This is a genomic window from Microbacterium sp. KRD172 (genome assembly GCF_017168295.1).
In the GTDB taxonomy this organism is placed as follows: Bacteria; Actinomycetota; Actinomycetes; order Actinomycetales; family Microbacteriaceae; genus Microbacterium; species Microbacterium profundi.
This window is the reverse complement of record NZ_JABFAS010000002.1, coordinates 2,138,129-2,161,627: the sequence shown is the minus strand read 5'-3', so window position 1 is coordinate 2,161,627 and position 23,499 is coordinate 2,138,129. Positions and strand designations below refer to the sequence as shown.

Genomic DNA, 23,499 nt, shown 5'->3' with positions numbered 1-23,499 from the left:
TCCCGACGGTCAAACTGGTCGTGCATCGCGCACGGCTTTGCGCGCATTGACCTTGCGATTCTGCCATGCACGCAGGATCCTCTCGACGGGTCGCTCGATCCACACGTGCAGCGCGCCGGCCGCGGCGATCGAGGCGACCAAGAGAACTGCGAGCCAAAGGAGACCCGTCAGACCGCTCACGCGGTGACCGATGATCTCCAGCGTCAGATAGATCAAGGTCGCGTGAATCAGGTAGAAAGCGTATGACCATTCACCAAGTATCACGATGAAGCGGGAGCGGAAGGCCAGCGATTTCGCGCCGCGGAGATCGCTGGAGGCCGCCGCGCAGATCAGGAGCGAGAACAGAACGAGTAGCGCTTCACTCGTGAACATGGCCATGACATGCTGCAAGGGTCGAGTAAGGGCGAAGCGGTCGAGAACGCTGACTCCGATGAGATACGCCAGGGTCAGAGACACTGGCACCCATACCGAGAGACGAAGACGCCAACCGGTGCGGAACGCCCAGGCGAGGCACATACCGACGAGAAACTCATTGAGTCGGAGCACGGGCCACGGCAGTAGAGCGAACCAGCCGGTCGGATTCGCGATCATGGTGACACGGCCAGCAATGCTCAGGACCGCGACTCCAGCTGCGACGACGAGTGCGCCGCGTCCAGTGAGCAATCGCAGCACTTTCGTGATGAACGGATGCAGTGCGTAGAAGAATGCTTCAACAGTCAGGGTCCATGAAGCGGGGTTGCCAGCGAACGTCACGGTGGCGTCGCGGGACCAACCTTGGAGCATCAGAAGGCACAGGATGAAGATCGCCCAGTCGACCGGTTTCACCCATGTCTGCGCCGGGTCGGGATTGAAACTGTAGAACACAGGGATCGCGACGAGCAGCGTCACCAGATGAAGCGGGTAGATACGCGCAAAACGTCGCCAGTAGAATGTGCCGATTCCTGTGTGCTCACGCCACGACCACGTGAGCACGAAACCCGACAAGATGAAGAAGAATGCAACGCCGAAGTTCCCGTATCTTGCGAACTCTGCGACTGGTGCCGGCAAATCTACGAAATTACGCAGATGGAAGAAGAAGACGGCGAATGCAGCCCACCAGCGCAACCCGGTCAGTGAGTCGAGACGGGGTAGCGTGGGATTCGGTAACGAGCTGACCATAGGCAGATCAGTTTACGGTGCCTGTCAGGAAGAGTGCCCACGGCGCCCGTAGACTAGAACCCATGCGTATTGCTGTCGTCGCCCTCGGAAAGATCGGGCTTCCCCTCGCCGTCCAGTTCGCCTCCTCCGGTCATGATGTGATCGGCGTCGATGTCAATCAGAGGGCTGTCGACACCATCAACTCCGGTGTTGAGCCGTTCCCTGGTGAGGCGGAGCTGCAGGAGCGTCTGGCTGATCTGATCCCCGCCGGACGCCTTCGTGCGACGACCGATTATGCCGAGGCGATCCCCGGCGCAGATGCCGTTGTGCTCGTCGCTCCTGTCTTCGTGAACGACGAGACGTGGGAGCCGGACTTCAAGTACATGGATGCCGCGACGAGGTCGCTGGCGGAGCATCTCACTCCTGGCACCCTCGTGTCGTATGAGACGACCCTGCCCGTCGGCACCACGCGCAATCGTTGGAAGCCGATGCTCGAGGAGGGCTCTGGTCTCGTCGAGGGTAAGGACTTCCACCTGGCGTATTCGCCGGAGCGTGTGCTGACCGGGCGTGTGTTCGCGGATCTCCGTAAGTACCCGAAGCTGATCGGTGCGTTGTCTGATGAGGGCAACCGTCTGGCTCGGGAGTTCTATGAGGCGGTGTTGCAGTTCGACGAGCGTCCCGACCTGCCCCGCCCGAACGGCGTATGGGATCTCGGGACGACCGAGGCGTCGGAGATGGCGAAGCTGGCAGAGACCACCTACCGCGACGTGAACATCGGGCTGGCGAACCAGTTCGGGTTGTTCGCGGCGGCGAACGGTATCGACGTCTACAAGGTGATCGAGGCGTGCAACTCGCAGCCGTACAGCCATATCCACCGCCCCGGTATCGCGGTGGGTGGGCACTGCATCCCGGTTTACCCGCGTCTGTATCTGTCGACCGACCCCGATGCCGACATCGTGCGCGTCGCCCGTCAGTTGAACGCGTCGATGCCTGAGCGCCTCGTCGCGCAGGCGGAGGGCATCCTCGGCTCGCTCCAGGGGCAGAAGGCCGTCGTGCTGGGGGCTGCATACCGTGGGGGAGTGAAGGAGACCGCGTTCTCCGGCGTCTTCCCGACCGTACAGGCCCTCAAGGAGCGCGGCGCTGAGGTCGTCGTGCACGACCCCATCTACACCGACGAGGAACTGCGCGGACTCGGCTTCGAGCCCTATGCGCTCGGTGGTGACGTTGATCTCGCGATCTTGCAGACCGACCACGCCGACTACCGCGACCTCGGCCCCGACCGACTGCCCGGTGTGAAACTGCTTGTCGACGGCCGCAACGCCACCGACGCGGCCCGCTGGGTCGGCACCCCCCGCATCGTCGTCGGAACGGCCGCCTGATGGATCTTCTCGTCGTAGGCTCTGGTTTCTTCGGCCTCACCATCGCTGAGCGTGCCGCGGATGCCGGTCGCAAGGTCACCGTCATCGAACGCCGCCCGCACATCGGCGGCAACGCCTACAGCGAGGCAGACGCTGAGACCGGGATCGAGGTGCACCGCTACGGTGCGCACCTGTTCCACACTTCCAACGCGACGGTCTGGGAGTACGTCAACCGCTTCACGACGTTCACCAATTACGTGCACAAGGTCTACACGAACCACAAGAGCGTCGTGTACCCGATGCCGGTGAACCTCGGCACCATCAACCAGTTCTTCCAGGCGGCGTATTCCCCCGACGAGGCTCGTGCGCTCATCAAGGAGCAGGCAGGCGAGTTCGACGTCAAGACCGCGCAGAACTTCGAGGAGAAGGGCATCGCGCTCGTCGGTCGCCCGCTGTTCGAAGCCTTCTTCCGCGACTACACGGCCAAGCAGTGGCAGACGGATCCGCACAAGCTCTCCGGCGACATCGTCGCCCGCCTTCCTGTGCGCTACAACTACGACAACCGCTACTTCAACGACACGTGGGAGGGACTGCCCACCGACGGGTACACCGCGTGGCTGGAGCGTATGGCGGATCACCCGAACATCGAAGTCAAGCTGGATGTGGACTTCTTCGACGATTCGCAGCCGCTGAACCGCAAGGCGCTCGTCGGGCAGGTGCCGATCGTCTACACCGGTCCGGTCGACCGGTACTTCGACTACGCCGAGGGCGAGCTCAGCTGGCGAACCCTCGACTTCGAGCGTGAGGTCCTGAACATCGGCGACTTCCAGGGCACGCCCGTGATGAACTACCCGGACATGGACGTCCCGTTCACGCGCATCCACGAGTTCAAGCACTTCCACCCGGAGCGCAAGGACGTCTATCCGGATGACAAGACGGTCATCATGCGCGAGTTCTCCCGCTTCGCGGAGAAGGCAGACGAACCGTACTACCCGGTCAACACCCCCGCAGACCGCGAGGGCCTGCTCGCGTACCGAGAGCTGCAGAAGGGTGAGACGGACGTCCACTTCGGCGGACGTCTGGGTACCTACCAGTACCTCGACATGCATATGGCGATCGGCTCGGCGCTGACCATGTGGAACAACACACTCGCCTAAACTCGGAACCGTGAGTCACGCTGCTGTCGGGGCGCCGGGTACGCCCCGGCGATATCTGCATTCGCTGTGGCTGCTGTCGGCGCGCGACCTGAAGGTCCGCTACGCCACCAGTTGGCTCGGCTACCTGTGGTCGGTGCTGGACCCGCTGGTGATGAGCGCGATCTACTGGTTCGTGTTCACCCAAGTGTTCGAGCGTGACGTGGGCGAAGACCCTTACATCGTCTTCCTCATCAGCGCTTTGCTGCCATGGGTCTGGTTCAACTCGTCGGTCTCGGATTTCACCAAGGCGTTCAAGAAGGACTCGCGACTCGTCCGTTCGACGAACATCCCGCGATCGATCTGGGTGAACCGGATCGTGCTGAGCAAGGGTATGGAGTTCCTGTTCTCACTCCCGGTGCTCGTTCTCTTCGCGATATTCTCGCCGGGAACGGAGTTCGGCTGGGGTATCCTCTGGTTCCCCGTCGCCATGACGTTGCAAGTGATCCTGCTTGTGGGGCTCGGTATGCTCGTTGCCCCGCTGTGTGCGCTTTACGCTGATCTGGAACGGACGACGGGCCTCATCCTGCGTGCTCTGTTCTACGCGACGCCGATCATCTACAGCGTCTCGAACCTTCCCGGCCCCTTCGAGACGATCGGGTCGTTCAACCCGCTGGCCGGCATCTTCACGCTCTACCGGATGGCGTTCTTCCCCGATCAGTGGCACCTGAACACGGTGTTGATCGGGGCAGCGATGACTCTATTGATCTTCGTACTGGGCTTGTGGGTGTTCCGCAGCCTCGAGCGCCCGGTCTTGAAGGAGCTCTGATGGCTGCAGCGATCGAAGTGCAGGGACTCGGCGTGCATTTCCGCCGCAACCGGCGGGGCAGACGCAGCTTCAAGGACCTGTTCGCCGGAGCTTCACGTCGTGGCCGTCCAGGAGAGTTCTGGGCACTGCGCGACGTCTCATTCGATGTGCAGCCCGGGGAGTCCATCGGTGTTGTCGGTCGCAACGGACAGGGTAAGTCCACGCTGCTCCGGCTCGTCGCCGGAGTGCTGCTTCCCGACGAGGGGTCTGTCACGGTCAACGGGGGAGTCGCGCCGCTCATCGAACTCACTGGCGGCTTCGTGGGCGATCTCACCGTCCGCGAGAATGTGCGCCTCACCGCGGGCTTGCACGGCATGCCGAAGTCGGAGATCGCAAGCCGCTACGACGAGATGATCGCGTTCGCCGAGCTCGAGGAATTCCAGGAGACGCCGTACAAGCACCTCTCGAACGGGATGAAGGTTCGTCTTGCGTTCTCCGTGGTGTCGCAGCTCGACGAGCCGATCCTGCTCGTCGATGAGGTTCTCGCCGTCGGCGACAAGGCATTCCGCGACAAGTGCTACAAGCGCATCGACGAGCTTCTCGCCGATGGACGCACGCTGTTCTTCGTCAGCCACAACGAACGTGACCTGCGTCGCTTCTGCACTCGTGGCCTGTACCTCAACAAGGGCGCGTTGGTGCTGGATGCCGGCATCAACGAGGTACTCGACCGGTATAACGCCGACTCGATGCCGGCGGCTTAGCCGACGAACGCGTCGAGCGAATCAGAGTCCGACGAGCGCCCGGAGGTCCTTCAGAGCTGCGGTGGCGGCGTTCATAGCACTCTGCGTGTCGGAACCGCTCTCGAACGCGCTTCGGAGCTCTCCGAGCCGCGCGTTGTACTGTCCGACGCCCTCGTACCACGCCGACGAGATCGAACTCGGAGCCGCAGCATCCGACAGACGCCCGGCATCCTGCTGCAGCGATTCGACGACCTGAGCGGCCTCCTGGCCGCCCAGATCGGCGGCGATCGTGAGCCCTGTCGAAGCATCGTCAAGGCGCGGCTGAACCTGCGCGGCGAACGTGGGGATGTCGGGATCCGGAACGGACGGAGGAGTGGCCCCCGGCTCTTGCGTGGGAGCGGCGGTCGGCGTCGGGGTGGCCGTCGGCGTCTGCGTGGCAGTCGGCGTGGGCGTGGAGCTCGCGGAATCCGTGGGCGTGGGCGTCGGCTCGGGCTCACCGCCTCGCGGCAGCAGAAAGAACAGCAGAGCCGCGACGATGGCCACAGCCAGGACGGACAGGCCTACGATCAGCCAGATGCGTCCCTTGTTGCTCTTCTTCTGTTCAGGGAAGATCCACTCGGCGCGGGGCTGCTGCTCGTCGCTCATCACTTCTCCAATGCGGGCATGGGTTGCCAGGCGCGGTCTCGACCGATCTTCCCACCATCGCGGATGCCTCGGAAAAGATTGCTCGTGCCCCGCACCGTCCGTTCGACGAAGAGCAGCCGGATGAGCTCTTTGAAGAACGTCGCCGTGGTGCCGAGTCCGAACAGCACAGGGTTGTAGACGCCGTGCACGCGGTAGTAGTTCTTGATGAACGCCCGGTTGCGCATGATGTAGTAGCGATACGCGTTGCTTGAGGCGTTCATGTGTCGAACGCCCATGTCCCATTGCTTGATCTCGCGGGTGCGGCGCAGCACGAATTCGTCCACGATGACGGCGGTGGTCAGCCTTGATGCGAGCCAGCCGTACATCTGGTCATCCCAGTAGATGAAGAACCGATGATCGGGGAGTCCGATCTGCGTCACGATCGAGCGGTGGATGAACATCCCCTCGAAGCATCCGCTGTTCATCTCCTTGAAGCCTGACGCGTCGAATCCGGCCGGCGCGAAGGGGATCGGAATGCCCATCCGCTCGGCGATGCGGTACTGCCAGTAGAACTCGCTGCCGTCGTAGTCGTAGCGTCGTCCCTGGATGCTCTTGAAGCGCGGAGTCCATTTACCCATCCGCGCCAGGCCGTCCGGGATCACCTCGACGTCGTCGTCCATCATCCAGATCCACTCGGAACCCAGTTCGTACGCGGTGCGCATGCCCTCACTGAACCCACCGGACCCACCCGTGTTGGTCTCCAGCTTGCGGTACACGATCTCCGCGCCGATGCGTTCGCGGAACGAGTCGACGACCTCTGTCGTGTCGTCAGCCGATGCGTTGTCGATGATCACCACGTGCCCGGGCTTCGGATCCATGCCCGTGATGCTCTCGAGCAGCCGGGTGAGCAGATGCGAGCGGTTGTAGGTGACGATGACGATCGTCGCCGACGCGGGGTCGAATGCAGCAGGCGCCGCGGTCATGCCTTCTCCTCGAAGATCTGCTGCCAGGAATCGGGGGAGACGAGCTCCGGAAGTGCCTGCCGATACTGCTTCTGTAGTTCGGGCCACCGACGCCTCAACTCGGCGTGCAGACGTATCGTGTCGCGCAGCATATGGCGATACTTCTTGCGGTCTCTTGTGTAGATGTTCTTGCCGGATCCGTCTGCGGCGCTCACCAGAGCACTGTCGAAGTTGGGCAAGCGCCACCAATGTGCATCGCCCTTGCCGAACTCGACTTCTGGCTTCTCTACGTTTTCTGGATTCGGCCTGTGAAGCCAGTGCGCGATGAGTGTCGAAAGGGTGAACACCCGCAGTTGCAATCCGGTCGGGCTGTCGAAGTCGTTCTGCTTCTGCTGCTTATACACCCGGCGGCCATGTCTCGAATGCAACACGGTCGATGGATCCCGATGCACCACGGTCTCGGGATATTCGGCGGCGAGCGCGCGAGCGCGCGGCATGGCCGTCGCCAGGTTCTCGCGCATATGCGCCGGCCCGGACAGAATGTCACGTAAGGCTTGAGCACGCAGTGCGACGGGGTAGTACTGCATCATCATCAAGTGCTTGAGGTCGACGCGGCGGCTGTGCTTCAGCAGGCGGCCGCCACGCGGAACTTCCGAGTGCAGCAGCCCCGCGACGATGCGGTTGCGGGCGTGGAAGTACGCCTGCCAGTCGATCGAGTCGTCCTTGTTGACCCACGACACGTGCCAGAGCGCGACACCGGGCATCGAGACGGTCGGGAAACCGGCCTCGCCTGCACGGAGGCAGAACTCCGCATCATCCCATTTGATGAAGGCGGGCAATGAGAGCCCGACCTTGCGGATCGCGTCCAGAGGGATGAGGCACATCCACCAGCCGTTGTAGTCGGCATCCATGCGCATGTGCAGTAGCTTCGACTGGCGCAGGTTCGATGTACCGAAGTCATGCGGCATCTTCTCCTGATAGAGATTGCGCCACATGAACGGAACCTTGTCGAGCACTTCCGCCCAGCCGTGGAGTTTGGGACGGTCGAGCAGGTCGAACATGTGACCGCCGACGAGCACGGGGTTGGTCGCGAACTGTCCGAACACGATCGAGCGCCGCACGGACTCGGGCTCGAGCCGTACGTCATCATCGAGCAGTTGCACGAAGTCGCTCTCCGGGCGCTGCAGTGTCTCGTGCATCGCACGGGCGAAACCGCCCGAGCCACCGAGATTGGGTTGCCTGATGACATGAAGCGTGTCGCCGAGCTCAGCCGCGACCTCGTCGTAGCCCTCCTGCTCCGCGACGAGCTGTGTGCCCTGATCGATGAGGAAGATGCGATCGACGAACTCGAGTGCATCGGGTGAGGCCGCCAGCGCCTGGAGGGTCTCGACGCAGTAATCCGGCTTGTTGTACGTCGTGATGCCGAGCGAGGCTTTTCCGACGCGTGCAGGCTCCTGCTCGGTCGTCCATTCCGCGCCTTCCAGAACGGCGGACTTCTCATCGGCGACGATATCGAACCAGATCCATCCGCCGTCGCTGTACTGCGTGAGCGCAAGGTCGAAGGAGGTCTCCGCGTCGCCCGTGACTTCTCTCGTGTCCACGCGCTGACGCACTCCGGAGCCGTTCGAACGGTAGACCAGGATCGTCGCGGGGCCGTTGGTCCGAACAGTCAGCCGCACCTGACGCACGCTCGTCCAGTGCTGCCAATACGACGCCGGGAATGCGTTGAAGTACGTGCCGAGCGAGACTCGCCGGCCGGCGACGATGCGTGCGCTGTTACGGCCGAGGATGTTGCCCAGATGTGCGCGGTTCGAGACGCGGACGGGCTCCTCATCGATCACGGACCATGTCTCAGGATCGGCGTACAGCGGTAGGAGGTCGGGGTCGCGGTCGAGAGGGAAGACGACGTTCTGCAGGACGTGGGTCACGGGCGAGATCTCCGGGATTGCTTCGCCCCGCCCGGGTGGGCGCTCGGCTGGTTCAGCGGGCACGAAGTAGCCTACCTTCCGGTCATGCAGAACTTCGCAGAGCGCGCCCAGCACGCTATGACATGCGTCGCCGCTACACCTGCGGCCGCAGCGTCGGTATCGCCCCGGTGTTCGCCGCATCGATGTTCTCGCGCCATGACCTCGACTGTCCGGCGCGCAGTGCGCACAGCACGAGCATGAACCAGCCCGCACCGGCAAGTGTGAAGCTCTCGAACATCGAGTCGACCGCGAGCGTGACGAGCACGAGCGGAGTCCAGGCGTACACGACAGAGTGCCGCACGCTGGCGACCAGCCACGATCTGATCAGCGCGACACCGCCCAGGATCAGGAACAGCAGGAACCCGGCGATGCCGAGCTGCAGCAATACGTCGAAGAACGCGTTCAACGCGGTCTGGTGCTGGTTGTTGAGCAGATAGTTGATGTAGGTGAACGGATACTCACCGCGCTGCCACGGGCCGAACCAGCCCCAGCCCTGAAGCGGCCTGATCGCCACGAAGTCGAGGATCTTGTTCCACAGATCAGCCCGGATGGAGAAATCGGACCCTGCGCCCATCCAGGCGATGATCGGATGCCGGAACGCGAAAGCCACGACGAGCGAAGCGACAGCCAGTGCCCCCAGCATCCATTGCACCAGATTGCGATGCGCCGCCGACGTGTGCCGCACGATCGTCAGGGCCGCGGTCACGACGCCGACGGCGACAGCCAGCACCAGCACCGTCGGAGACGCCGACACGAGCGCGAGGAAGCCGGCGAGCGCGATCGACGGAACCGCGATGGGCGCGATGACCGATTGGGTGCGCCATTCGATGAAGAACGTGATCAGCGCGATCACCGCGATGAAGCCCAGCATGTTGCGGGTGCCGAAGATTCCCTGGATGGGCCCGCCGATCGCGAGATTCCCCTCGACGGCGAGGAACGAGATGGGTACGTCGAGGAGGATGCCGGAGAGGATCTCCACCGCGAGCGAGGCGAGCAGCAGCGCCCGCAGCGTGTCGCCGATCGCGCGCACGGTCTGCAGCGTGTCGCGGATATGTCCGATCGTGATCGCCAGCACCGCGAATCCGAATGTCCAGATCCATCCGACGAGCGAGTCGGAGCGATCCGTCGTCCAGATCAGGCTCGCGAGCGCTAGTGCGAGGAACGCGAGCAGCGACGAGGGCGCGAGCCGCAGCAGCGACAGCTCCTCCCGTCGCACGAAGAGGATCGCCACGCCGAGCACGCACAGTATGACGATGATCGTCGCGTACGTCGTCGACGACGTCATCTGCTCGATCGCGAATGAAGCGAACGTCGCGGTGAGCGCCGCGAGCGTGTACGCCCGCGCCATCTCGACGGAGCCGAGCAGACGGCTCACCCGATCCGCCGCTGAGCTCACGGGACCCGCCGCGCCGTACTGCCGTGCTCGGTCACGCGGGACTGCTCGTTGAGCCCGACGCCGACCAGGGGAACCGACTTGATCTTGAACGAGAAGAGGATCAGCAGCAGCCATCCCCAGAGCATGATCGGAGTGGACTCCGCGAGGCCCTGAACGAGCAGGATGACCGTGAACAGCAGAGGGAGCAGCGTCAGAGGGGAGTACGGTCGATCGGCGCGCAGATTCCATCGCGGTCGATCGGCGGCGAAGAACCAGGCGCGCCAGAGCAGTCCGAAGTACGCCGCAGCCATGAGCACCACGCCCACCGCGCCGAGCTGCATGAGCACATCGAGCCACATGTTGTGCGCGTGGAACACGGTGATGCCCTGATCGATGATCCACCCGTCGAACGACGGGTCGGTCGGGATCCAGGGGCTCGAGAAGCCGTTGCCGATCACGGGGTGAGTCGCTGCGCGTTCCAGCACCTTCGCCCAGATGACGTCGGTGCGTCCGGTCAGGTCTGCGCTGCGGCCGAGCATCTCGAACAGCGGTCGGCGGAACACGATCAGGGCGGCCACGACGATGACGACAGCCCCACCGCTGATCGCGTAGATCCGTGCGCGCGCCCCCGGTGTGCGGGCCCGGCGGATGAGCAGTGCGATCATGAGGACGACACCCGCCGCGAGTGCGCATACGTACGTCGTCGCCGACGACGCGCGGACCATCATGTACGCCGCGACCAGCATCCACATCACGAGTGTCGTGCGCCACCGTGCGCGCAGCGCGAAGCGCACACCGAACGTGACGATCGCGAACAGGCTGATGATCGCGAGCATGTTGGAATTGCCGACGATGCCCTGGATGCGCCCGCCGTCGAACAGGTTGTCGCGCACCCAGTACCAGTGCGGATTGATGTCATCATCGGGAAGCGTGAGGAAGTTCGGCAGCAGGGGCCCGCGCACGACCAGCGACACCCAGAGTTCCAGAGCGAGGGACAGCCCGAGAATCCATTTGAACGCAGATGCGAGCGCTCGCACGATCCCGTGCCAGCTGAGGACGTGGGCGATCAGGAGCGCGTTCACGGTGATGGCGACGAGCAGCAGCCAGGTCAGGACCGTGGGGAGCCGCCACTGGGACCACGTCACCGACACCAGCGCGAGCGCCACGTACCCGAGCGCGGACCACGGCAGCCGCCGCCAGGGGAACGGATGCGGCCTGGCGCGCGCGATCATCGGAATGCCGATCGCGAGGGCGGCGAGTGTGAGCACGATCATCACCGCGCCGGCTCCGTACATGCCGAGGAGGTTGTACAGGGCGGTGTGTGCGAAACCTGCGACGAAAACGAGGATGACGTAGCCGCGCAACAGCAGATGCCCCGTCGACTCGCGCTCCGGCGCGGTGGGCGGGGCTGTCACTGGATGCTTCGTGTACTGCGCCATCGGGTTCAGGCTACCGCGCCGAAGCCCGCCGCCTGCTGTGCCACGTCCGGATCGCTACGCTGGTGCCATGCTGCTGAGCCTGTCGAACGAACCCCGTGACTACGCCTGGGGGTCGACATCCCTCCTCGCCGACCTGGAGGGACGCGAGTCCACCGGCGTCGCGGAGGCCGAAGTCTGGTTCGGCGACCACGCCGGCGACCCCGCGGACATCGCAGGCGGCTCGACGCTCGATGCGGTCACCGAGGGCACTCTTCCCTATCTGCTGAAGCTGCTCGCCGCCGCTGATCCGCTTTCGATCCAGGTGCACCCCACGATCACCCAGGCGCGAGACGGTTGGGACAAGGAGCGGGACCTCGCCGCGGACGACCCCGCGCGCAATTACCGCGACGCCAACCACAAGCCCGAGCTCATCGTCGCGCTCAGCGACCGCTTCGAGGCGCTCGGAGGATTGCGTCCCGTCGCCGGTACGCTGCGACTTCTGGATGCGCTGGGCGCGTCGTCCGGCGTGCGCGCGCTGCGCTCGCGACTCGAGGGCGGCAGCGATGAGGATGCGTTGAGGGATGCTGTCGGCTGGCTGCTCTCCGGCGACGCGCAGCGCGAGGTCGATGAGATCATCGCCGCACTCGCCGGTGCATCGTCCGATGAATTCGACGCAGAACTCGAGGCGGTGCGGTCGATCGCCGGCCGATACCCCGGCGACCCCGGTGTGGTCGTCGCGCTGCTGATGAACTACCTCGTCCTCGGCCGTGGCGAGGCGATCTTCCTGCGCGCGGGGCTCCTGCACGCCTACATCTCCGGCCTCGGCGTCGAGATCATGGCGGCGAGCGACAACGTGCTGCGCGGCGGGCTGACGCCGAAGCACATCGATGTGCCCGAACTGCTGTCGGTGCTCGACACCACCCCGGCCGCGGTGCCGGTCTTGGCACCTGCGGCGGGTGCGGTGACCGATTACCCGATCGAGGTGCCGGATTTCGCATTGCGGCGCGTCGTGCTCGAGGGCACGCCGTTGTCGATGGAGGTCTCCGGCCCCGCGATGGTGCTCTCGACCGGGGGAGAAGTCAGTGTCACGGGTGCCGACGGTGTCGCGCTCGCTGTTCCGGTCGGAACGGCCGCCTTCGCGATCGATGAGACATCGGTGCTGCTGAGCGGCGTCGGCGAGGCGTTCATCGCGCAGCCCGGCAGCTGATCCGCTCGATTGTCGATCACCGCACTTCTCCTCGACGATCGGTAGCCGATCCCAACCGATGAACACGCCCGAGATGCCCGGTACTGAATCCCGCCTGAAGCGACACGCCGTAGACACGCCGTGAACCTTCAATCCTCGATTGAGGCTTTAGTATCTGCGACTTGACCGCAGCGAATGACACGGGTGTAATTAGTTCAGCAAGGCCCGGTGGGGGGCATTCTGAAGGGCAAGGAGAGCGACATGACGGGTTACCGTTCCGACGTTCCCGAGAACTGGTTTGTTGATCCGGTCAATCTCGGGGTACCCGGGGTCAGGCGAGCAGAGCCCGACGAGGGAAGCACGCTGTCGTGGCAGACGGATGCACTGTGCTCGCAGACCGACCCTGAGGCGTTCTTCCCCGAGAAGGGCGGTTCGACTCGTGACGCGAAGCAGATCTGCTCGTCGTGCGACGTGCGTGGCGAATGCCTCGAATACGCGCTGAACAATGACGAGCGCTTCGGTATCTGGGGCGGGCTCAGCGAGCGCGAGCGCCGCAAGCTCAAGCGCAGCGCCGGCTGATCCCTCATAGCTTGCCGGGCACGCCGGGCGGGGTGACCGCGGGCGGCGAAGTCAGAGCATAGGCTGACCAGGCCATGCCTACCCCAGTTCATGCCATCATCGTCGCGCGCCCCGGTTCATCCGCGCATGCACAGCTGCTGCGGACACTCGACGCGCTGACTCTCCAGACCCGCCGCCCCGATGCGGTCACACTGGTCGTATCGGGCGATGGATCGGGTGCGCGCGCCAGCGACGCCGTCGCGGCTGTCGTGGAAGGCATCATCGAAGCGCATGGCGGAACCTCGTACGCCGAGGCAGTGGAACTCGCCAGGCCGCGCGTGGCCGAAGGCGCCGCGGTATGGCTGCTCGCCCACGACACCGCACCCCACCCGCAGGCCCTCGCACAACTCGCGGGGGCACTGGAGCGCTCGCCGTCCGCGGCGTTCGCGGCGCCCAAGCTCGTGAACGTCGACAACGAACGCGAGCTCGTATCGCTCGGTGTCACCATGACCACGCTGGGTCGCTCGGTCGAACTGGCAGCAGGCGAGCTCGACCAGGGTCAGCACGACAGGGGTGAAGACGCGCTCGGCTCGGATGTCCGCGGCATCCTGATCCGCAGCGAGGCACGTGATCGGCTTCGGCCCGACCCCGCCCTTGCCGGTGCGGACGAGGGGCTCGACCTCGGCGTGCGTGCACGGCTCTCGGGCGCCCGCGTCGTGCTGGCACCGGGCGCGCGCGTGTCCGTGCACCCGGACGGGCCTGCAGCCCTTCCGCGCAACGCAGCGCAACGCGCCTACGTCACGCGGCTCGCACAGCTGCACCGCCGCCTCTCCTACGCTCCGGCGGCAGCGGTCCCGTTGCACTGGCTCTCGCTGCTGCCTCTGGCGCTGTGGCGCACCATCGTGCATCTGATCGGCAAACGTCCGGCATCGGTCTTCCCCGAGTGGGGCGCGGCCATCATGGCGATGGTGCGTGTCGGCGCCGTCGCGCATTCACGGAAGGGCATCCGCTCCTCCCGCACCGCGACCTGGTCGAGCATCGCCCCGCTGCGCATGACGCGCGCGCAGCTGAATCGCCGCCTCGACGACGGCCATGGCAGCGAGGGCGGCGCGCTCAGCGAACTGAACTTCTTCTCGGGCGGCGGTGCCTGGGCGGTGCTCGGTGCTCTCGTCGTCGGCGTCGCATCGTTCTTCACGCTGCTGGCGTGGCCGGCGATCGGCGGGGGAGCCCTGCTGCCCCTGCGCAACACCGTAGCGGCGCTATGGGAAGACGCGGCATGGGGTCAGCACGGCCTCGGCATCGGAGTCGTCGGCCCGGCAGATCCCTTCTCCGGAGTCATCGCCGTGCTCGGTACGCTGTGGGCCGGCGCTCCTTCATTCTCGGTCGTGCTGCTCTGGCTGCTCGCCCTTCCTCTCGCCGTGCTCGGGGGCTGGTTCGCGGCGACGCGGATCACCGACCGCGGCGGCCTGCGCATCTTCGGCGGCGTCGCATGGGCGCTCGCGCCTACCTTCCTCACCGCCCTGGTCGAAGGCCGACCGGCTGCTGTTCTGCTGCATCTGCTGCTGCCGTGGCTCTTCCACGCCGCAGTCGTCGCGCATCGTTCATGGGGTGCAGCCGGTGCGGCATCCATCATTCTCGCCGCCGTCCTCGCATGCGCGCCGGTGCTCGCCCCGGCCCTCGGCCTGCTCTGGGCCACGGCCCTCGTGATCGTGCTGACCCGCGGTTGGTTCCACGGTGCGGTCCGTCTGCTCTGGATGCTGGCCCCCACTGCGGTGCTGTTCGCGCCGCTGGTGATCTGGCAGGTTCGGTACGGCGACCTCTGGGCGGTCTTCGCCGATCCGGGGATGGCGTGGGCCGGCCCGCAGGTCGCAGGCGACAGCGCAGGACGATTGCTGCTGGCGACAGGATTCCCCACTTCCGATCTGGCCGGCTGGACCGAAGTGATCGACCCGGCAGTCGCCGTCTGGGCGCCGCTGCTCATCGTTCCGATCGCGCTGCTTGCTCTGGCCGCGGCGATCGCGCCTCGGTGGGGTGCGGGCATCACCCTTCTGGCCGTCGCGATGACGGGTCTCGCGACGGCATTCGTCGCAGTCGGCGTGGTCGTCAGCTTCGCGAACGGCGTGCCCGTCGAGATCTGGCCAGGCACCGGCTTGAGCCTCGCCTGGGCCGGCGTCGTCGGCGCGGCACTGGTCACGCTCGACACCGCCGTGACACTGCCCAAGTTGCGCGTGTCCGCGGTCACCGTCGCGGGCCTCGCGCTCGCGCTGTGCGCGGTGCCTGCCCTCACCGCTCTGCACACCGACCGCACCGTGCTCACCGAAGGGCCGGAGAGCACTCTTCCTGCCTTTGTCGCGGCCGAGGCGAAGGGTGACCGCGATATCGCGACTCTCGTCCTCGTTCCGCAGAACGACGGCGGACTGGCGGCTGAGGTCGTGTGGGGCGCGAGTGAGACGCTCGGGGCGCAGACGACGATGCTCAGCACCGCCACCAGGCCGCCGGGGACGGACATCAGCGCGCTGTCGGTGGATCTGCTCTCGACGCGCACCTTCGACGCGCCGTCCGAACTCGGCGCTCATGGCATCCACTTCGTCCTTCTCGATCAGGTCGACACCGATGAGTCGGATGCCGCCCGCGCCTTCCGAGTGGCAGCGATCACCGCCCTCGACCAGCGCGCCGGGTTCGTGAAGGTCGGGGAGACGGAGAAGGGCGTGCTCTGGCGCCTCGAGGCCACGCCCGCTGAGCGGGCAGCCCTCAGCAACGTGCAGGAAGGCACGGCCACCGCCGTCACGACGCTGCAGCTGATCGTCCTGTTCGCGGCGCTCCTGCTCGCGATCCCCACTCGCTCCTCCAGGCGCGCCGCGCGCGCGCAGTCGCGCATCGTCGGACGATCGCCCGAAGAGCCGATCGTGCTTCCCAGGCGCCACGACGATCAGGCGCACGAAGAGCATCCGGATCAGCGCGATCCGCACGGCGAAGACGACATCGTCGACACCGCTGATGCAGACGCCGACACTGCCGATGCCCCCGCCGACACCGCTGATGCAGACGATGAGACCGCTGAGGATGCGCTCGAGGAATCCGATCCGGAGCAGGGCGTCGAAGCTGAACACAGCACCGACCGGGAGGAGGAGCGATGACCCAGAACCGTGCGATCCGTGTCGTCGCCACGGGCGCCAGGCTGCTCGTCGGAGCGGCCGTCGCAGTCGGCTGCGTGGTGGGCGTGACGGCCGCCGTCGCTCTGCCGTGGCCCGGCGTGGTGAACGAACCCGCTCAGGTGTCCGTGACGCCGACCGCAGGAGACTCGACGCTCGTGTGCACCGGCGACTTCCGCGCGATCGGCCGCAACACGCAGAATGCCGGACAGATGTCTTCCGCAGGCGACTTCGCGCTGACACGCGACAGCGTCGGCACGAGTGAGAGCTCCGAGCTCGCAGCCGTCGATCTGTCCACCGCCGATTTCAGCGGTCCGGCGACCGGCCCGAGCAAGATCGTCGGCAGCCCCGATCAGGGCTCTGCCGCGCTGATCGGGGCGGCGGAGTCGATCTCGCTGGCAGCCGACGACCTCTCCGGTCTGGCCGGCAGCGCATGCCGCGAGCCGAGCACGGAGTCGTGGCTGGTCGGCGGCACCGTCGAGACCGGAACGAGCGACCTCATCATCCTGTCCAACCCCGGTGACGTCACCGCCACGGCGACGATCACGGTGTTCGGAAGCGAGCAGTCGTCGACCACGACGCTCGTGCCTGCCGGTACTCAGCTCGCTGTACCACTGGCGTCCGTCGCTGCGGGACTGCAGCAGCCCGTCGTTCGAGTCACCGCCGCCGGCGCGCCGCTGCGTGCGGTGCTGCAGTCCTCACTCATCCGCACGCTCGACCCATCCGGAATCGACCTGCAGGACACGGCGGGGTCTCCGCGCACCGACCTCACGTTCGCGGGTGTTCAGGTGCTGGTCGAGAACGCCGACTACCCTGTCTCGCTGCTCAGGCTGATGGCGACCGATCAAAGCGGAGAGGCGAGCATCACCGTCCGATCAGACGATGAGGTCGTGCGGCAACTCTCCGTCCCCCTGGATGCGGGGATCCCGGCGGAAGTGAACCTCGACGGGCTGGAGACCGGCATGTACACCGTCGACGTCACGGCCGAAGTGCCGGTGGTCGGAGCCGTCCGTCAGGTCAGCGGCATCGGCGCTGGTGCCGACTTCGCATGGATGACACCGGCCCCTCAGCTTTCCAGCGAGGTGCTCATCGCCGTGCCGAACGGCCCGCGCCCGCAAATCCACCTGGTCAATTCCGGTGACTCAGCCGTCTCGGCCACTCTCGCACCCACCGCAGGCGGCGCTGCACAGGAGATCGCCGTTCCCGCCGGCGGCACCGCTGCCATCGATCTCTCCCAGGGCAGCACGTACTCGCTGACGATGGACGCTCCAGTGCACGCCGCGATCACCATGGCGGGCACGAACCAGATCGCGGGCTGGCCGATCTGGTCGGGGGCCGCCGCCGCCGACCCCGTCACCGTCTATCCCTGATCGGGGCCGAACTCCCACGGATCCTTGCCGACGTACTCTGCGGCGGCACGGAAGACCGCGCTCTCGATCGCGATCCGGCGGTGCATGGCGTCGTCATGTCCTGGTGGAAGCAGCCGCTCTATCGGGATGCGGAACAGCACGATCCGGCGCCCCTCACGATCGAGGTGCCAGCGGGGGATACCTGTCGTGTCGGCAGTGAGCGGCAGCGCGCCGATCTCGAAGCGCACTTCCTGCAGCTCGGGCCACGTGCCGCGCAGGAACTCCACCGCGGTGCCGATCGTGACGTCGAACCGGTCCACGCGACCCTCCAGCGGCGGCAGTGGCGGACGCACGACCTCACTGCGTCCGAGGCGCCCATGACGGCCGTGGCGCGCCCCACGACGGGGCGCGGCACTGGTGCGATCGGACCGGCGACGGGGCATGACGAAAGTCTAAGGTGTCCCGCGCGGCATCCGCGCGGAGACTGCGGAGCGTTCTACGCTGGCACAGATGGACGGACGGCTCTGCTCGAAGGTCACCTGCGCCCGTGAGGCGGTGGCGACGCTCACCTACGATTACGGCGACCAGATGGCCGCGCTCGGTCCGCTGGGTGGCACGAACCACCCCAACGCGCATGACCTGTGTTCCCAGCATGCGGAGCGGGTGTCCGTGCCGACCGGGTGGATCGTCGTGCGTCACGAGGCGATGCGCGCCTGAGCCTGCTCCCTGAGCCTGCCGATCCCTGAGCCTGTCGAAGGGCCTGAGCCTGTCGATCCCTGAGCCTGTCGAAGGGCCTGAGCCTGCCGATCCCTGAGCCTGTCGAAGGGCCTCAGACGCCGACGTGGCGTCCGGTGAGCTTCTCGGCCCTGGCGTCGGCGATCGCGAGCGCTCGACGCTCCCGTTCCCGGCGAAGCACCGTGATGGCGATCAGAAGCTGCTCCGGGTGGGCGACCGGCTGCGGCGACACGTAGCGGGCCGTCTCCGTCACGAGCTCCTGGGCGATGCGGGCGCGGGCGGGCGGTGACATCCGCTCCGCGTGCTGCAGGAACTGCGAGACGCGCCGTGCCAGGCGATCCGGCATCCGCGCGACATCGGCGATCTGCGCCCAGTCGGCCAGTGCCTGGGGCATCACCGGAGCGAGCGCGACGAGCTGCGGGGTACGCACGCGCTGGCTGTACGCGCCGGCGACCAGATCGCCGAGCCGCTGCGATCGGGCCGTGAACGCACCGGCCAGGATCGCGATCGCGCCGAACGTCATGTAGATCTCCAGCACGCCGACCAGGGCCCGGATGAATGCATGCCGGAACCCGGCCGCACCGCCGTCCAGGCGCACGATGCGACCGCCGACGGCCAGACGCCCGAGGCTTCGCCCGCGTGTCGCGAGTTCGACCACGATCGGCACGACCACGAAGCACACGACGATCGCCGTCACGTTCAGGATGCCGTCGATCGATGCATCGACGATTCCGCTGCCCAGCAGCCACGTGCGCAGCCAGAGGAACAGCAGGAACAGTATCCAGCTGACGATCATGTCGATCAGAGCGCCGAGGGCGCGCATGAAGAAGCTGAGCGGCTGCACGTCGATGGCGACGGCTTCGCCGGAGAGCACCTCGTCGGCGGTGTCGATCGGCATGGACATGAGTACAGTAAATCAGGTGGATGCCGATGCTCTCAGCGATGCCCGCCGTACCGAGTGGGAGCGGCTGGACGAACTCAGCCGCCAGCGACTCGACGGCGAGGGCGTGGACGAGCTCATCGTGCGGTATCGCGCAGCATCGGCAGACCTCGCCGAGCTGAAGACCTCGGTGGGGGACACTCCGCAGGGCGCCTACGTGTCGTCGATCCTCGCGAAGGCGCGGCTGCGACTGACGGGTGCGTCCGACAGCATCCTCACACAGACGGCGCGGTTCTTCACCGATCAACTGCCGGCCGCCCTCTATCGACTGCGATGGACGACTCTCGTGATCGCGCTCGCATTCATCGCGATCACCGTGGGAGTCGCAGCCTGGATCTCGAGCGACCCCGCGCTCGTCGCCGCACTCGGACCAGCGGACTTCCTCGAGCAGTACGCCGAAGAGAGCTTCACCGAGTACTACACCGAGAACCCGGCCGCCGTGTTCGCCGGGATGGTGTGGACGAACAACGCGTGGATCGCCGTGCAATGCGTGCTCTTCGGCGTCACCGGGATCTGGCCGATCTACGCGCTCGCGCAGAACGCGTTCGGACTCGGCGTCTCAGCGGCCGTCATGGCAGTGCATGACCGCCTCGACGTGATGGTGCTCTACATCCTTCCGCACGGGATGCTCGAGATGACGAGCATCTTCGTCGCGGCCGCCGGCGGCCTGCACCTGTTCTGGGCATGGGTGGCACCCGGGCGGCGCAGCCGCGCGACCGCACTCGCCCAGGAGGGAAGAGCTCTCGCGACAGTGGCGATCGGCCTCGTGTTCGCGCTGTTCCTGTCGGGGCTCGTCGAAGGCTTCATCACTGGCTGGTCGCTGCCCTGGCCGATCAAGATCGGCATCGGCGCTGCCGCGCTCGCAGTGTTCCTCGTCTACATGCTGCTCGTCGGCGGACGTGCCCACCGCCGCGGTGAACGCGGCGATCTGCTCGAGTACGAGGCGGGAACGCCGCAGCTCGTCGCCGGCTGACGGAAAGATCCCGCCCCCGGATGAACCGGAGGCGGGATCTTCTTCGTGCGTCGTTGCGGATTCGGCGGTCAGAACTTCTTCGTGCCGTCGAGCAGCGTCTTGTACGCGAAGCCCGCGATCATTGCGCCCACGATCGGGAACACCAGGAAGACCCACAACTGCGACAACGGGCCGACTCCGCCGTAGACTGCCGCAGCGATCGAGCGGGCCGGGTTCACCGAGGTGTTGTCGACCGGGATGCTGATGAGGTGGATCAGCGTGAGCGTGAGACCGATCGCGAGACCGGCGAACGGGGTCGGGCGCAGCTTGTGCGTCGTGCCGAGGATCACGAACAGGAAGATCGCGGTCAGGATCACCTCGATGATGATCGCGCCCCACATCCCGAACCCGCCGGGGGAGTACTCGCCCCAGCCGTTGCTGGCGAAGCCGGCATCCTGTGCGGTGGTCAGCCAGCCGTCCGGACCGAACAGGCCGATCAGCACGAGCGCGGTGCTCGCGATGAGTCCGCCGACGATCTGGGCGATGACGTAGCCGGGGACATCCCGCCAGGGAAGGCGGCCGGCGGCGGCGAGGCCGAGGCTGACTGCCGGGTTGAAATGCCCACCGGAGATCGGGCCGAAGGCGTAGACGCCCACGACGACCGTGAGGCCGAACGCGAACGCAACGGCCACGTAGACGGCCGAGCCCGATCCGGGGTCGGTGAAGTGGTTGGAGGCGAACAGCGCTGTGCCGACGCCGCCGAACACCAGCAGGAAGGTGCCGAGCGCCTCGGCAGTGAGTCGGGCGCCCACCGACGGTGTCGGAGGCGCGGCTTCGGCGAGTGATTCACTCATGGGATTCCCTCTCATCGGTTCGAGTCGAAGTTGACCGAATTCACGGCACATCTTCCACGCGGACGCGGTGGCGGTGAGGGAGGCGCGCCGGAGTGCACCCAGCGTTCTCACAGCGGATGCATTGCCCGGAGACGACGAAGGGCCGGATGCCGAAGCATCCGACCCCTCGCAATGGTGTGTGCTACTCGCCGACGCCCACCGGGTCAGCCGAAGCGTCTGCGGTGCTCTGAGCGAGTTCGCGCACCTTGTCGGCGGTCTCCTGGTCGACCTGGCCCCAATACCAGAAGAAGCGCTCCTGGATGGCGGGAACAGTGAGGGCCTGGTACTGCCCGGCGAGCGTCTCGATGAAGCGCTGACGCTCCTCGTCGTTGAAGACCTCGGTGATCAGCGTGCGCGCCTGACCGAAGTCGTCGTCCTCCGAGTGCAGGGTCGCTGCGGTGCGGATCAGAGCGCCGTCCGACTCCCAGCTCGCCTCCACACCGCGCTGCGGGTCGGCCTCGGGGCCACCGGCTGCACCGTAGGAGTTCGGGGTGTACACCCGGTGCTCTGCGGAGTTGAAGTGATACTGCATGTTGCCCTCATGCATGTAGTTGCTCACCTCAGCGGCGTGCGGCTGATTGACCGGCAGCTGGTTGTAGTTGGTGCCGATGCGGTGGCGCTGCGCGTCGGGGTACGAGAACACCCGGGCCATGAGCATCTTGTCGGGCGAGATGCCGGTCCCCGGCACCTGGTTGCCTGGAGAGAACGCGGCCTGCTCGATCTCGGCGAAGAAGTTGCGCGGGTTGCGGTTCAGGGTGAACGTACCCACCTTGATACGGGGGTAGTCCTTCTTCGACCAGATCTTGGTGAGGTCGAACGGGTTGAAGCGGTACGTCTTGGCCTCTTCATACGGCATGACCTGCACGTAGACATCCCACGAGGGATTCTCACCGCGCTCGATGGCCTCGTACAGGTCGCGACGATAGTAGTCGGCGTCCTGACCGGCGATGCGCTCTGCCTCGTCGGCGAACATCGGCTCGACGCCCTGCTGCGTGAGGAAGTGGTACTGCACCCAGAAGCGCTCGCCCGCGGCGTTGACCCACTGGTACGTGTGCGAGCCGTAGCCGTTCATGTGGCGCCACGAACGCGGCAGGCCGCGGTCTCCCATGACGTAGCTGACCTGGTGGGCCGACTCGGGCGAGAGGGTCCAGAAGTCCCACTGCATGTCGGCGTCGCGCAGAGCCGAGCCGGTCAGGCGCTTCTGCGAGTGGATGAAGTCGGGGAACTTCATGCCGTCGCGGAGGAAGAACGTCGGGGTGTTGTTGCCGACGATGTCGAGGTTGCCCTCGGTCGTGTAGAAGCGCAGCGAGAAGCCGCGCACGTCGCGCCACGTGTCGGGCGAACCCTGCTCGCCGGCGACGGACGAGAAGCGGATCAGCGTCTCGCTCTTGGCGCCGGGCTGGAAGGCCGCGGCACGGGTGTACTGCGAGACGTCTTCCGTGACGACGAACTCGCCGAACGCTCCGCCGCCCTTGGCGTGCGGGTTGCGCTCCGGCACGCGCTCGCGGTTGAACGAGGCGAGCTTCTCGACCAGGTAGCGGTCGTGCAGCGCGGTGATGCCGTCAGCACCGGAGGTCAGCGAGTGTGCGTCGCTGGCTACCGGTGTGCCGGTCTGGGTGGTGGTGAAAGTCTTGTCAGTCATTCACTTCTTCCTTTCGCAATCGGAGCAGATGGCTCGGTAGGTCACTGAGGCTTCGAGGATTCGCATCCCGTGGTCATGGGAGGGGTGCAGGCACGGCGCTTCGCCCACGGCGCAGGCGACGTCTTCGACACGGCCGCACTCCACGCACTGCAGGTGGTGGTGGTTGTCGAAGTCGTCCTGCACCTCGTAAAGCGCGCTCGCCGCATCCGGAAGGCTCACCCGGCGGACGATCCCTGCACCGGTGAGGTCGTTCAGGATGCCGTGGACGGTCGGCAGCGCGACGCCGCTGAGATCGCCCCGAAGCCGGGAGTACACCGTCTCGGCGGATGCGTGCGGACGTGCAGTCAGTGCATCGAGGACCGCGACGCGCTGAACCGTGACGCGCAGCCCGGCGGCCCGCAGGCGCTCGGGTGCTGCCGTCGTCATCTCCATGCGTCCAGTCTGGCATTGTTCTGAATCGTTAGCAATAAAGAATCATTCACGTTAGGCGCACGACACCCGTTCGGAGGTGTCGCTTCGTGTCGCTTCTCGGGCTGTGAGGCGGCACGAACAACCACCTCCCGCGGGCGA

21 protein-coding genes are annotated in these 23,499 nt (G+C 66.0%); 10 read left to right on the top strand and 11 right to left on the bottom strand.

All coding sequences use genetic code 11. The annotated features are described in order from the left end of the window. Positions 1-9: 9 nt before the first annotated feature. A complete protein-coding gene (locus tag J1M43_RS10840) occupies positions 10-1,158 on the bottom strand; it encodes an acyltransferase (RefSeq protein WP_206493425.1) in 1,149 nt (382 codons plus the stop codon). A gap of 62 nt (positions 1,159-1,220) precedes the next feature. On the opposite strand from J1M43_RS10840, the gene J1M43_RS10835 reads away from it, so the two are divergent. The 4 genes from J1M43_RS10835 to J1M43_RS10820 are packed head-to-tail and all read left to right on the top strand — an operon-like array spanning position 1,221 to position 5,197. After that, complete coding sequence (locus tag J1M43_RS10835; RefSeq protein WP_206476665.1) at positions 1,221-2,516, top strand: nucleotide sugar dehydrogenase; 1,296 nt, start codon at positions 1,221-1,223, stop codon at positions 2,514-2,516. Further along, on the top strand, positions 2,516-3,652 hold the full coding sequence (glf, locus tag J1M43_RS10830; RefSeq protein WP_206476664.1) for a UDP-galactopyranose mutase: 1,137 nt from the start codon (positions 2,516-2,518) through the stop codon (positions 3,650-3,652). Before J1M43_RS10835 ends, glf begins: the two co-directional genes overlap by 1 nt. A 10-nt stretch (positions 3,653-3,662) precedes the next feature. Beyond that, on the top strand, positions 3,663-4,457 hold the full coding sequence (locus J1M43_RS10825) for an ABC transporter permease (RefSeq protein WP_206476663.1): 795 nt from the start codon (positions 3,663-3,665) through the stop codon (positions 4,455-4,457). Continuing rightward, positions 4,457-5,197, top strand: a complete 741-nt coding sequence (locus J1M43_RS10820; RefSeq protein ID WP_206476662.1) for an ABC transporter ATP-binding protein — start codon at positions 4,457-4,459, stop codon at positions 5,195-5,197. The genes J1M43_RS10825 and J1M43_RS10820 overlap by 1 nt, the downstream gene beginning before the upstream one ends. A 21-nt stretch (positions 5,198-5,218) precedes the next feature. Here the strand turns inward: J1M43_RS10820 and J1M43_RS10815 are convergent, their stop codons facing one another. The 5 genes from J1M43_RS10815 to J1M43_RS10795 all read right to left on the bottom strand — a co-directional run bounded on the left by J1M43_RS10815 (position 5,219) and on the right by J1M43_RS10795 (position 11,543). Continuing rightward, positions 5,219-5,821 carry a hypothetical protein gene (locus J1M43_RS10815; protein ID WP_206476661.1) on the bottom strand — a complete coding sequence of 201 codons (603 nt, stop codon included), beginning with the start codon at positions 5,819-5,821 and terminating at the stop codon, positions 5,219-5,221. Then, the gene (locus J1M43_RS10810) at positions 5,821-6,783 is read right to left on the bottom strand and encodes a glycosyltransferase (RefSeq protein WP_206476660.1); all 963 of its coding nucleotides are present in this window, start codon (positions 6,781-6,783) and stop codon (positions 5,821-5,823) included. Before J1M43_RS10810 ends, J1M43_RS10815 begins: the two co-directional genes overlap by 1 nt. Next, positions 6,780-8,753, bottom strand: coding sequence for a glycosyltransferase (locus J1M43_RS10805; protein ID WP_307823403.1), 1,974 nt, complete (start codon positions 8,751-8,753; stop codon positions 6,780-6,782). Before J1M43_RS10805 ends, J1M43_RS10810 begins: the two co-directional genes overlap by 4 nt. 70 nt (positions 8,754-8,823) lie before the next feature. After that, positions 8,824-10,104 carry an O-antigen ligase family protein gene (locus tag J1M43_RS10800; protein ID WP_307823402.1) on the bottom strand — a complete coding sequence of 427 codons (1,281 nt, stop codon included), beginning with the start codon at positions 10,102-10,104 and terminating at the stop codon, positions 8,824-8,826. A 17-nt stretch (positions 10,105-10,121) separates the two neighbouring features. Next, the gene (locus J1M43_RS10795) at positions 10,122-11,543 is read right to left on the bottom strand and encodes an O-antigen ligase (protein WP_206476659.1); all 1,422 of its coding nucleotides are present in this window, start codon (positions 11,541-11,543) and stop codon (positions 10,122-10,124) included. A 67-nt stretch (positions 11,544-11,610) separates the two neighbouring features. On the opposite strand from J1M43_RS10795, the gene manA reads away from it, so the two are divergent. The 4 genes from manA to J1M43_RS10775 all read left to right on the top strand — a co-directional run bounded on the left by manA (position 11,611) and on the right by J1M43_RS10775 (position 17,788). Continuing rightward, positions 11,611-12,729, top strand: coding sequence for a mannose-6-phosphate isomerase, class I (manA, locus tag J1M43_RS10790; RefSeq protein WP_206476658.1), 1,119 nt, complete (start codon positions 11,611-11,613; stop codon positions 12,727-12,729). A gap of 240 nt (positions 12,730-12,969) precedes the next feature. Next, positions 12,970-13,287 carry a WhiB family transcriptional regulator gene (locus J1M43_RS10785; protein WP_084595453.1) on the top strand — a complete coding sequence of 106 codons (318 nt, stop codon included), beginning with the start codon at positions 12,970-12,972 and terminating at the stop codon, positions 13,285-13,287. 74 nt (positions 13,288-13,361) lie between these two features. Then, positions 13,362-16,403 carry a glycosyltransferase gene (locus tag J1M43_RS10780; RefSeq protein ID WP_206476657.1) on the top strand — a complete coding sequence of 1,014 codons (3,042 nt, stop codon included), beginning with the start codon at positions 13,362-13,364 and terminating at the stop codon, positions 16,401-16,403. Next, entirely contained in the window at positions 16,400-17,788 is a 1,389-nt protein-coding gene (locus tag J1M43_RS10775) for a DUF5719 family protein (RefSeq protein ID WP_206476656.1), read from the top strand. Before J1M43_RS10780 ends, J1M43_RS10775 begins: the two co-directional genes overlap by 4 nt. On the opposite strand, the gene J1M43_RS10770 is transcribed toward J1M43_RS10775, so the two are convergent. Further along, positions 17,779-18,210 (bottom strand): hypothetical protein, encoded by a 432-nt coding sequence (locus tag J1M43_RS10770; RefSeq protein WP_234000105.1) that lies wholly within the window; start codon positions 18,208-18,210, stop codon positions 17,779-17,781. The two genes, J1M43_RS10775 and J1M43_RS10770, sit on opposite strands and share 10 nt — an antisense overlap. Before the next feature lie 67 nt (positions 18,211-18,277). On the opposite strand from J1M43_RS10770, the gene J1M43_RS10765 reads away from it, so the two are divergent. Beyond that, complete coding sequence (locus J1M43_RS10765; protein WP_033104731.1) at positions 18,278-18,484, top strand: DUF3499 family protein; 207 nt, start codon at positions 18,278-18,280, stop codon at positions 18,482-18,484. Positions 18,485-18,596: 112 nt separating this feature from the next. Here the strand turns inward: J1M43_RS10765 and J1M43_RS10760 are convergent, their stop codons facing one another. After that, positions 18,597-19,406 (bottom strand): RDD family protein, encoded by an 810-nt coding sequence (locus J1M43_RS10760; protein ID WP_206476655.1) that lies wholly within the window; start codon positions 19,404-19,406, stop codon positions 18,597-18,599. Positions 19,407-19,422: 16 nt separating this feature from the next. Between J1M43_RS10760 and J1M43_RS10755 the strand changes: the two genes are divergently transcribed. Then, the gene (locus J1M43_RS10755) at positions 19,423-20,415 is read left to right on the top strand and encodes a stage II sporulation protein M (RefSeq protein WP_206477367.1); all 993 of its coding nucleotides are present in this window, start codon (positions 19,423-19,425) and stop codon (positions 20,413-20,415) included. A gap of 68 nt (positions 20,416-20,483) precedes the next feature. Here the strand turns inward: J1M43_RS10755 and aqpZ are convergent, their stop codons facing one another. The 3 genes from aqpZ to J1M43_RS10740 form a co-directional block, all read right to left on the bottom strand. After that, positions 20,484-21,248 (bottom strand): aquaporin Z, encoded by a 765-nt coding sequence (gene aqpZ, locus J1M43_RS10750; protein ID WP_206476654.1) that lies wholly within the window; start codon positions 21,246-21,248, stop codon positions 20,484-20,486. A 181-nt stretch (positions 21,249-21,429) separates the two neighbouring features. Continuing rightward, positions 21,430-22,929 carry a catalase gene (locus J1M43_RS10745; RefSeq protein WP_206476653.1) on the bottom strand — a complete coding sequence of 500 codons (1,500 nt, stop codon included), beginning with the start codon at positions 22,927-22,929 and terminating at the stop codon, positions 21,430-21,432. Next, complete coding sequence (locus J1M43_RS10740) at positions 22,930-23,361, bottom strand: Fur family transcriptional regulator (RefSeq protein WP_274607439.1); 432 nt, start codon at positions 23,359-23,361, stop codon at positions 22,930-22,932. It lies immediately after the preceding gene. Positions 23,362-23,499 lie beyond the last annotated feature (138 nt).

Excerpts from the sequence above, each read along its gene's own strand:
- J1M43_RS10840 (WP_206493425.1), bottom strand. The coding sequence starts at position 1,158 with ATGGTCAGCTCGTTACCGAATCCCACGCTACCCCGTCTCGACTCACTG.
- J1M43_RS10835 (WP_206476665.1), top strand. The coding sequence starts at position 1,221 with ATGCGTATTGCTGTCGTCGCCCTCGGAAAGATCGGGCTTCCCCTCGCC.
- glf (WP_206476664.1), top strand. The coding sequence starts at position 2,516 with ATGGATCTTCTCGTCGTAGGCTCTGGTTTCTTCGGCCTCACCATCGCT.
- J1M43_RS10820 (WP_206476662.1), top strand. The coding sequence starts at position 4,457 with ATGGCTGCAGCGATCGAAGTGCAGGGACTCGGCGTGCATTTCCGCCGC.
- J1M43_RS10815 (WP_206476661.1), bottom strand. The coding sequence starts at position 5,821 with ATGAGCGACGAGCAGCAGCCCCGCGCCGAGTGGATCTTCCCTGAACAG.
- J1M43_RS10810 (WP_206476660.1), bottom strand. The coding sequence starts at position 6,783 with ATGACCGCGGCGCCTGCTGCATTCGACCCCGCGTCGGCGACGATCGTC.
- J1M43_RS10795 (WP_206476659.1), bottom strand. The coding sequence starts at position 11,543 with ATGGCGCAGTACACGAAGCATCCAGTGACAGCCCCGCCCACCGCGCCG.
- manA (WP_206476658.1), top strand. The coding sequence starts at position 11,611 with ATGCTGCTGAGCCTGTCGAACGAACCCCGTGACTACGCCTGGGGGTCG.
- J1M43_RS10785 (WP_084595453.1), top strand. The coding sequence starts at position 12,970 with ATGACGGGTTACCGTTCCGACGTTCCCGAGAACTGGTTTGTTGATCCG.
- J1M43_RS10780 (WP_206476657.1), top strand. The coding sequence starts at position 13,362 with ATGCCTACCCCAGTTCATGCCATCATCGTCGCGCGCCCCGGTTCATCC.
- J1M43_RS10775 (WP_206476656.1), top strand. The coding sequence starts at position 16,400 with ATGACCCAGAACCGTGCGATCCGTGTCGTCGCCACGGGCGCCAGGCTG.
- J1M43_RS10770 (WP_234000105.1), bottom strand. The coding sequence starts at position 18,210 with ATGCCCCGTCGCCGGTCCGATCGCACCAGTGCCGCGCCCCGTCGTGGG.
- J1M43_RS10765 (WP_033104731.1), top strand. The coding sequence starts at position 18,278 with ATGGACGGACGGCTCTGCTCGAAGGTCACCTGCGCCCGTGAGGCGGTG.
- J1M43_RS10760 (WP_206476655.1), bottom strand. The coding sequence starts at position 19,406 with ATGTCCATGCCGATCGACACCGCCGACGAGGTGCTCTCCGGCGAAGCC.
- aqpZ (WP_206476654.1), bottom strand. The coding sequence starts at position 21,248 with ATGAGTGAATCACTCGCCGAAGCCGCGCCTCCGACACCGTCGGTGGGC.
- J1M43_RS10745 (WP_206476653.1), bottom strand. The coding sequence starts at position 22,929 with ATGACTGACAAGACTTTCACCACCACCCAGACCGGCACACCGGTAGCC.
- J1M43_RS10740 (WP_274607439.1), bottom strand. The coding sequence starts at position 23,361 with ATGGAGATGACGACGGCAGCACCCGAGCGCCTGCGGGCCGCCGGGCTG.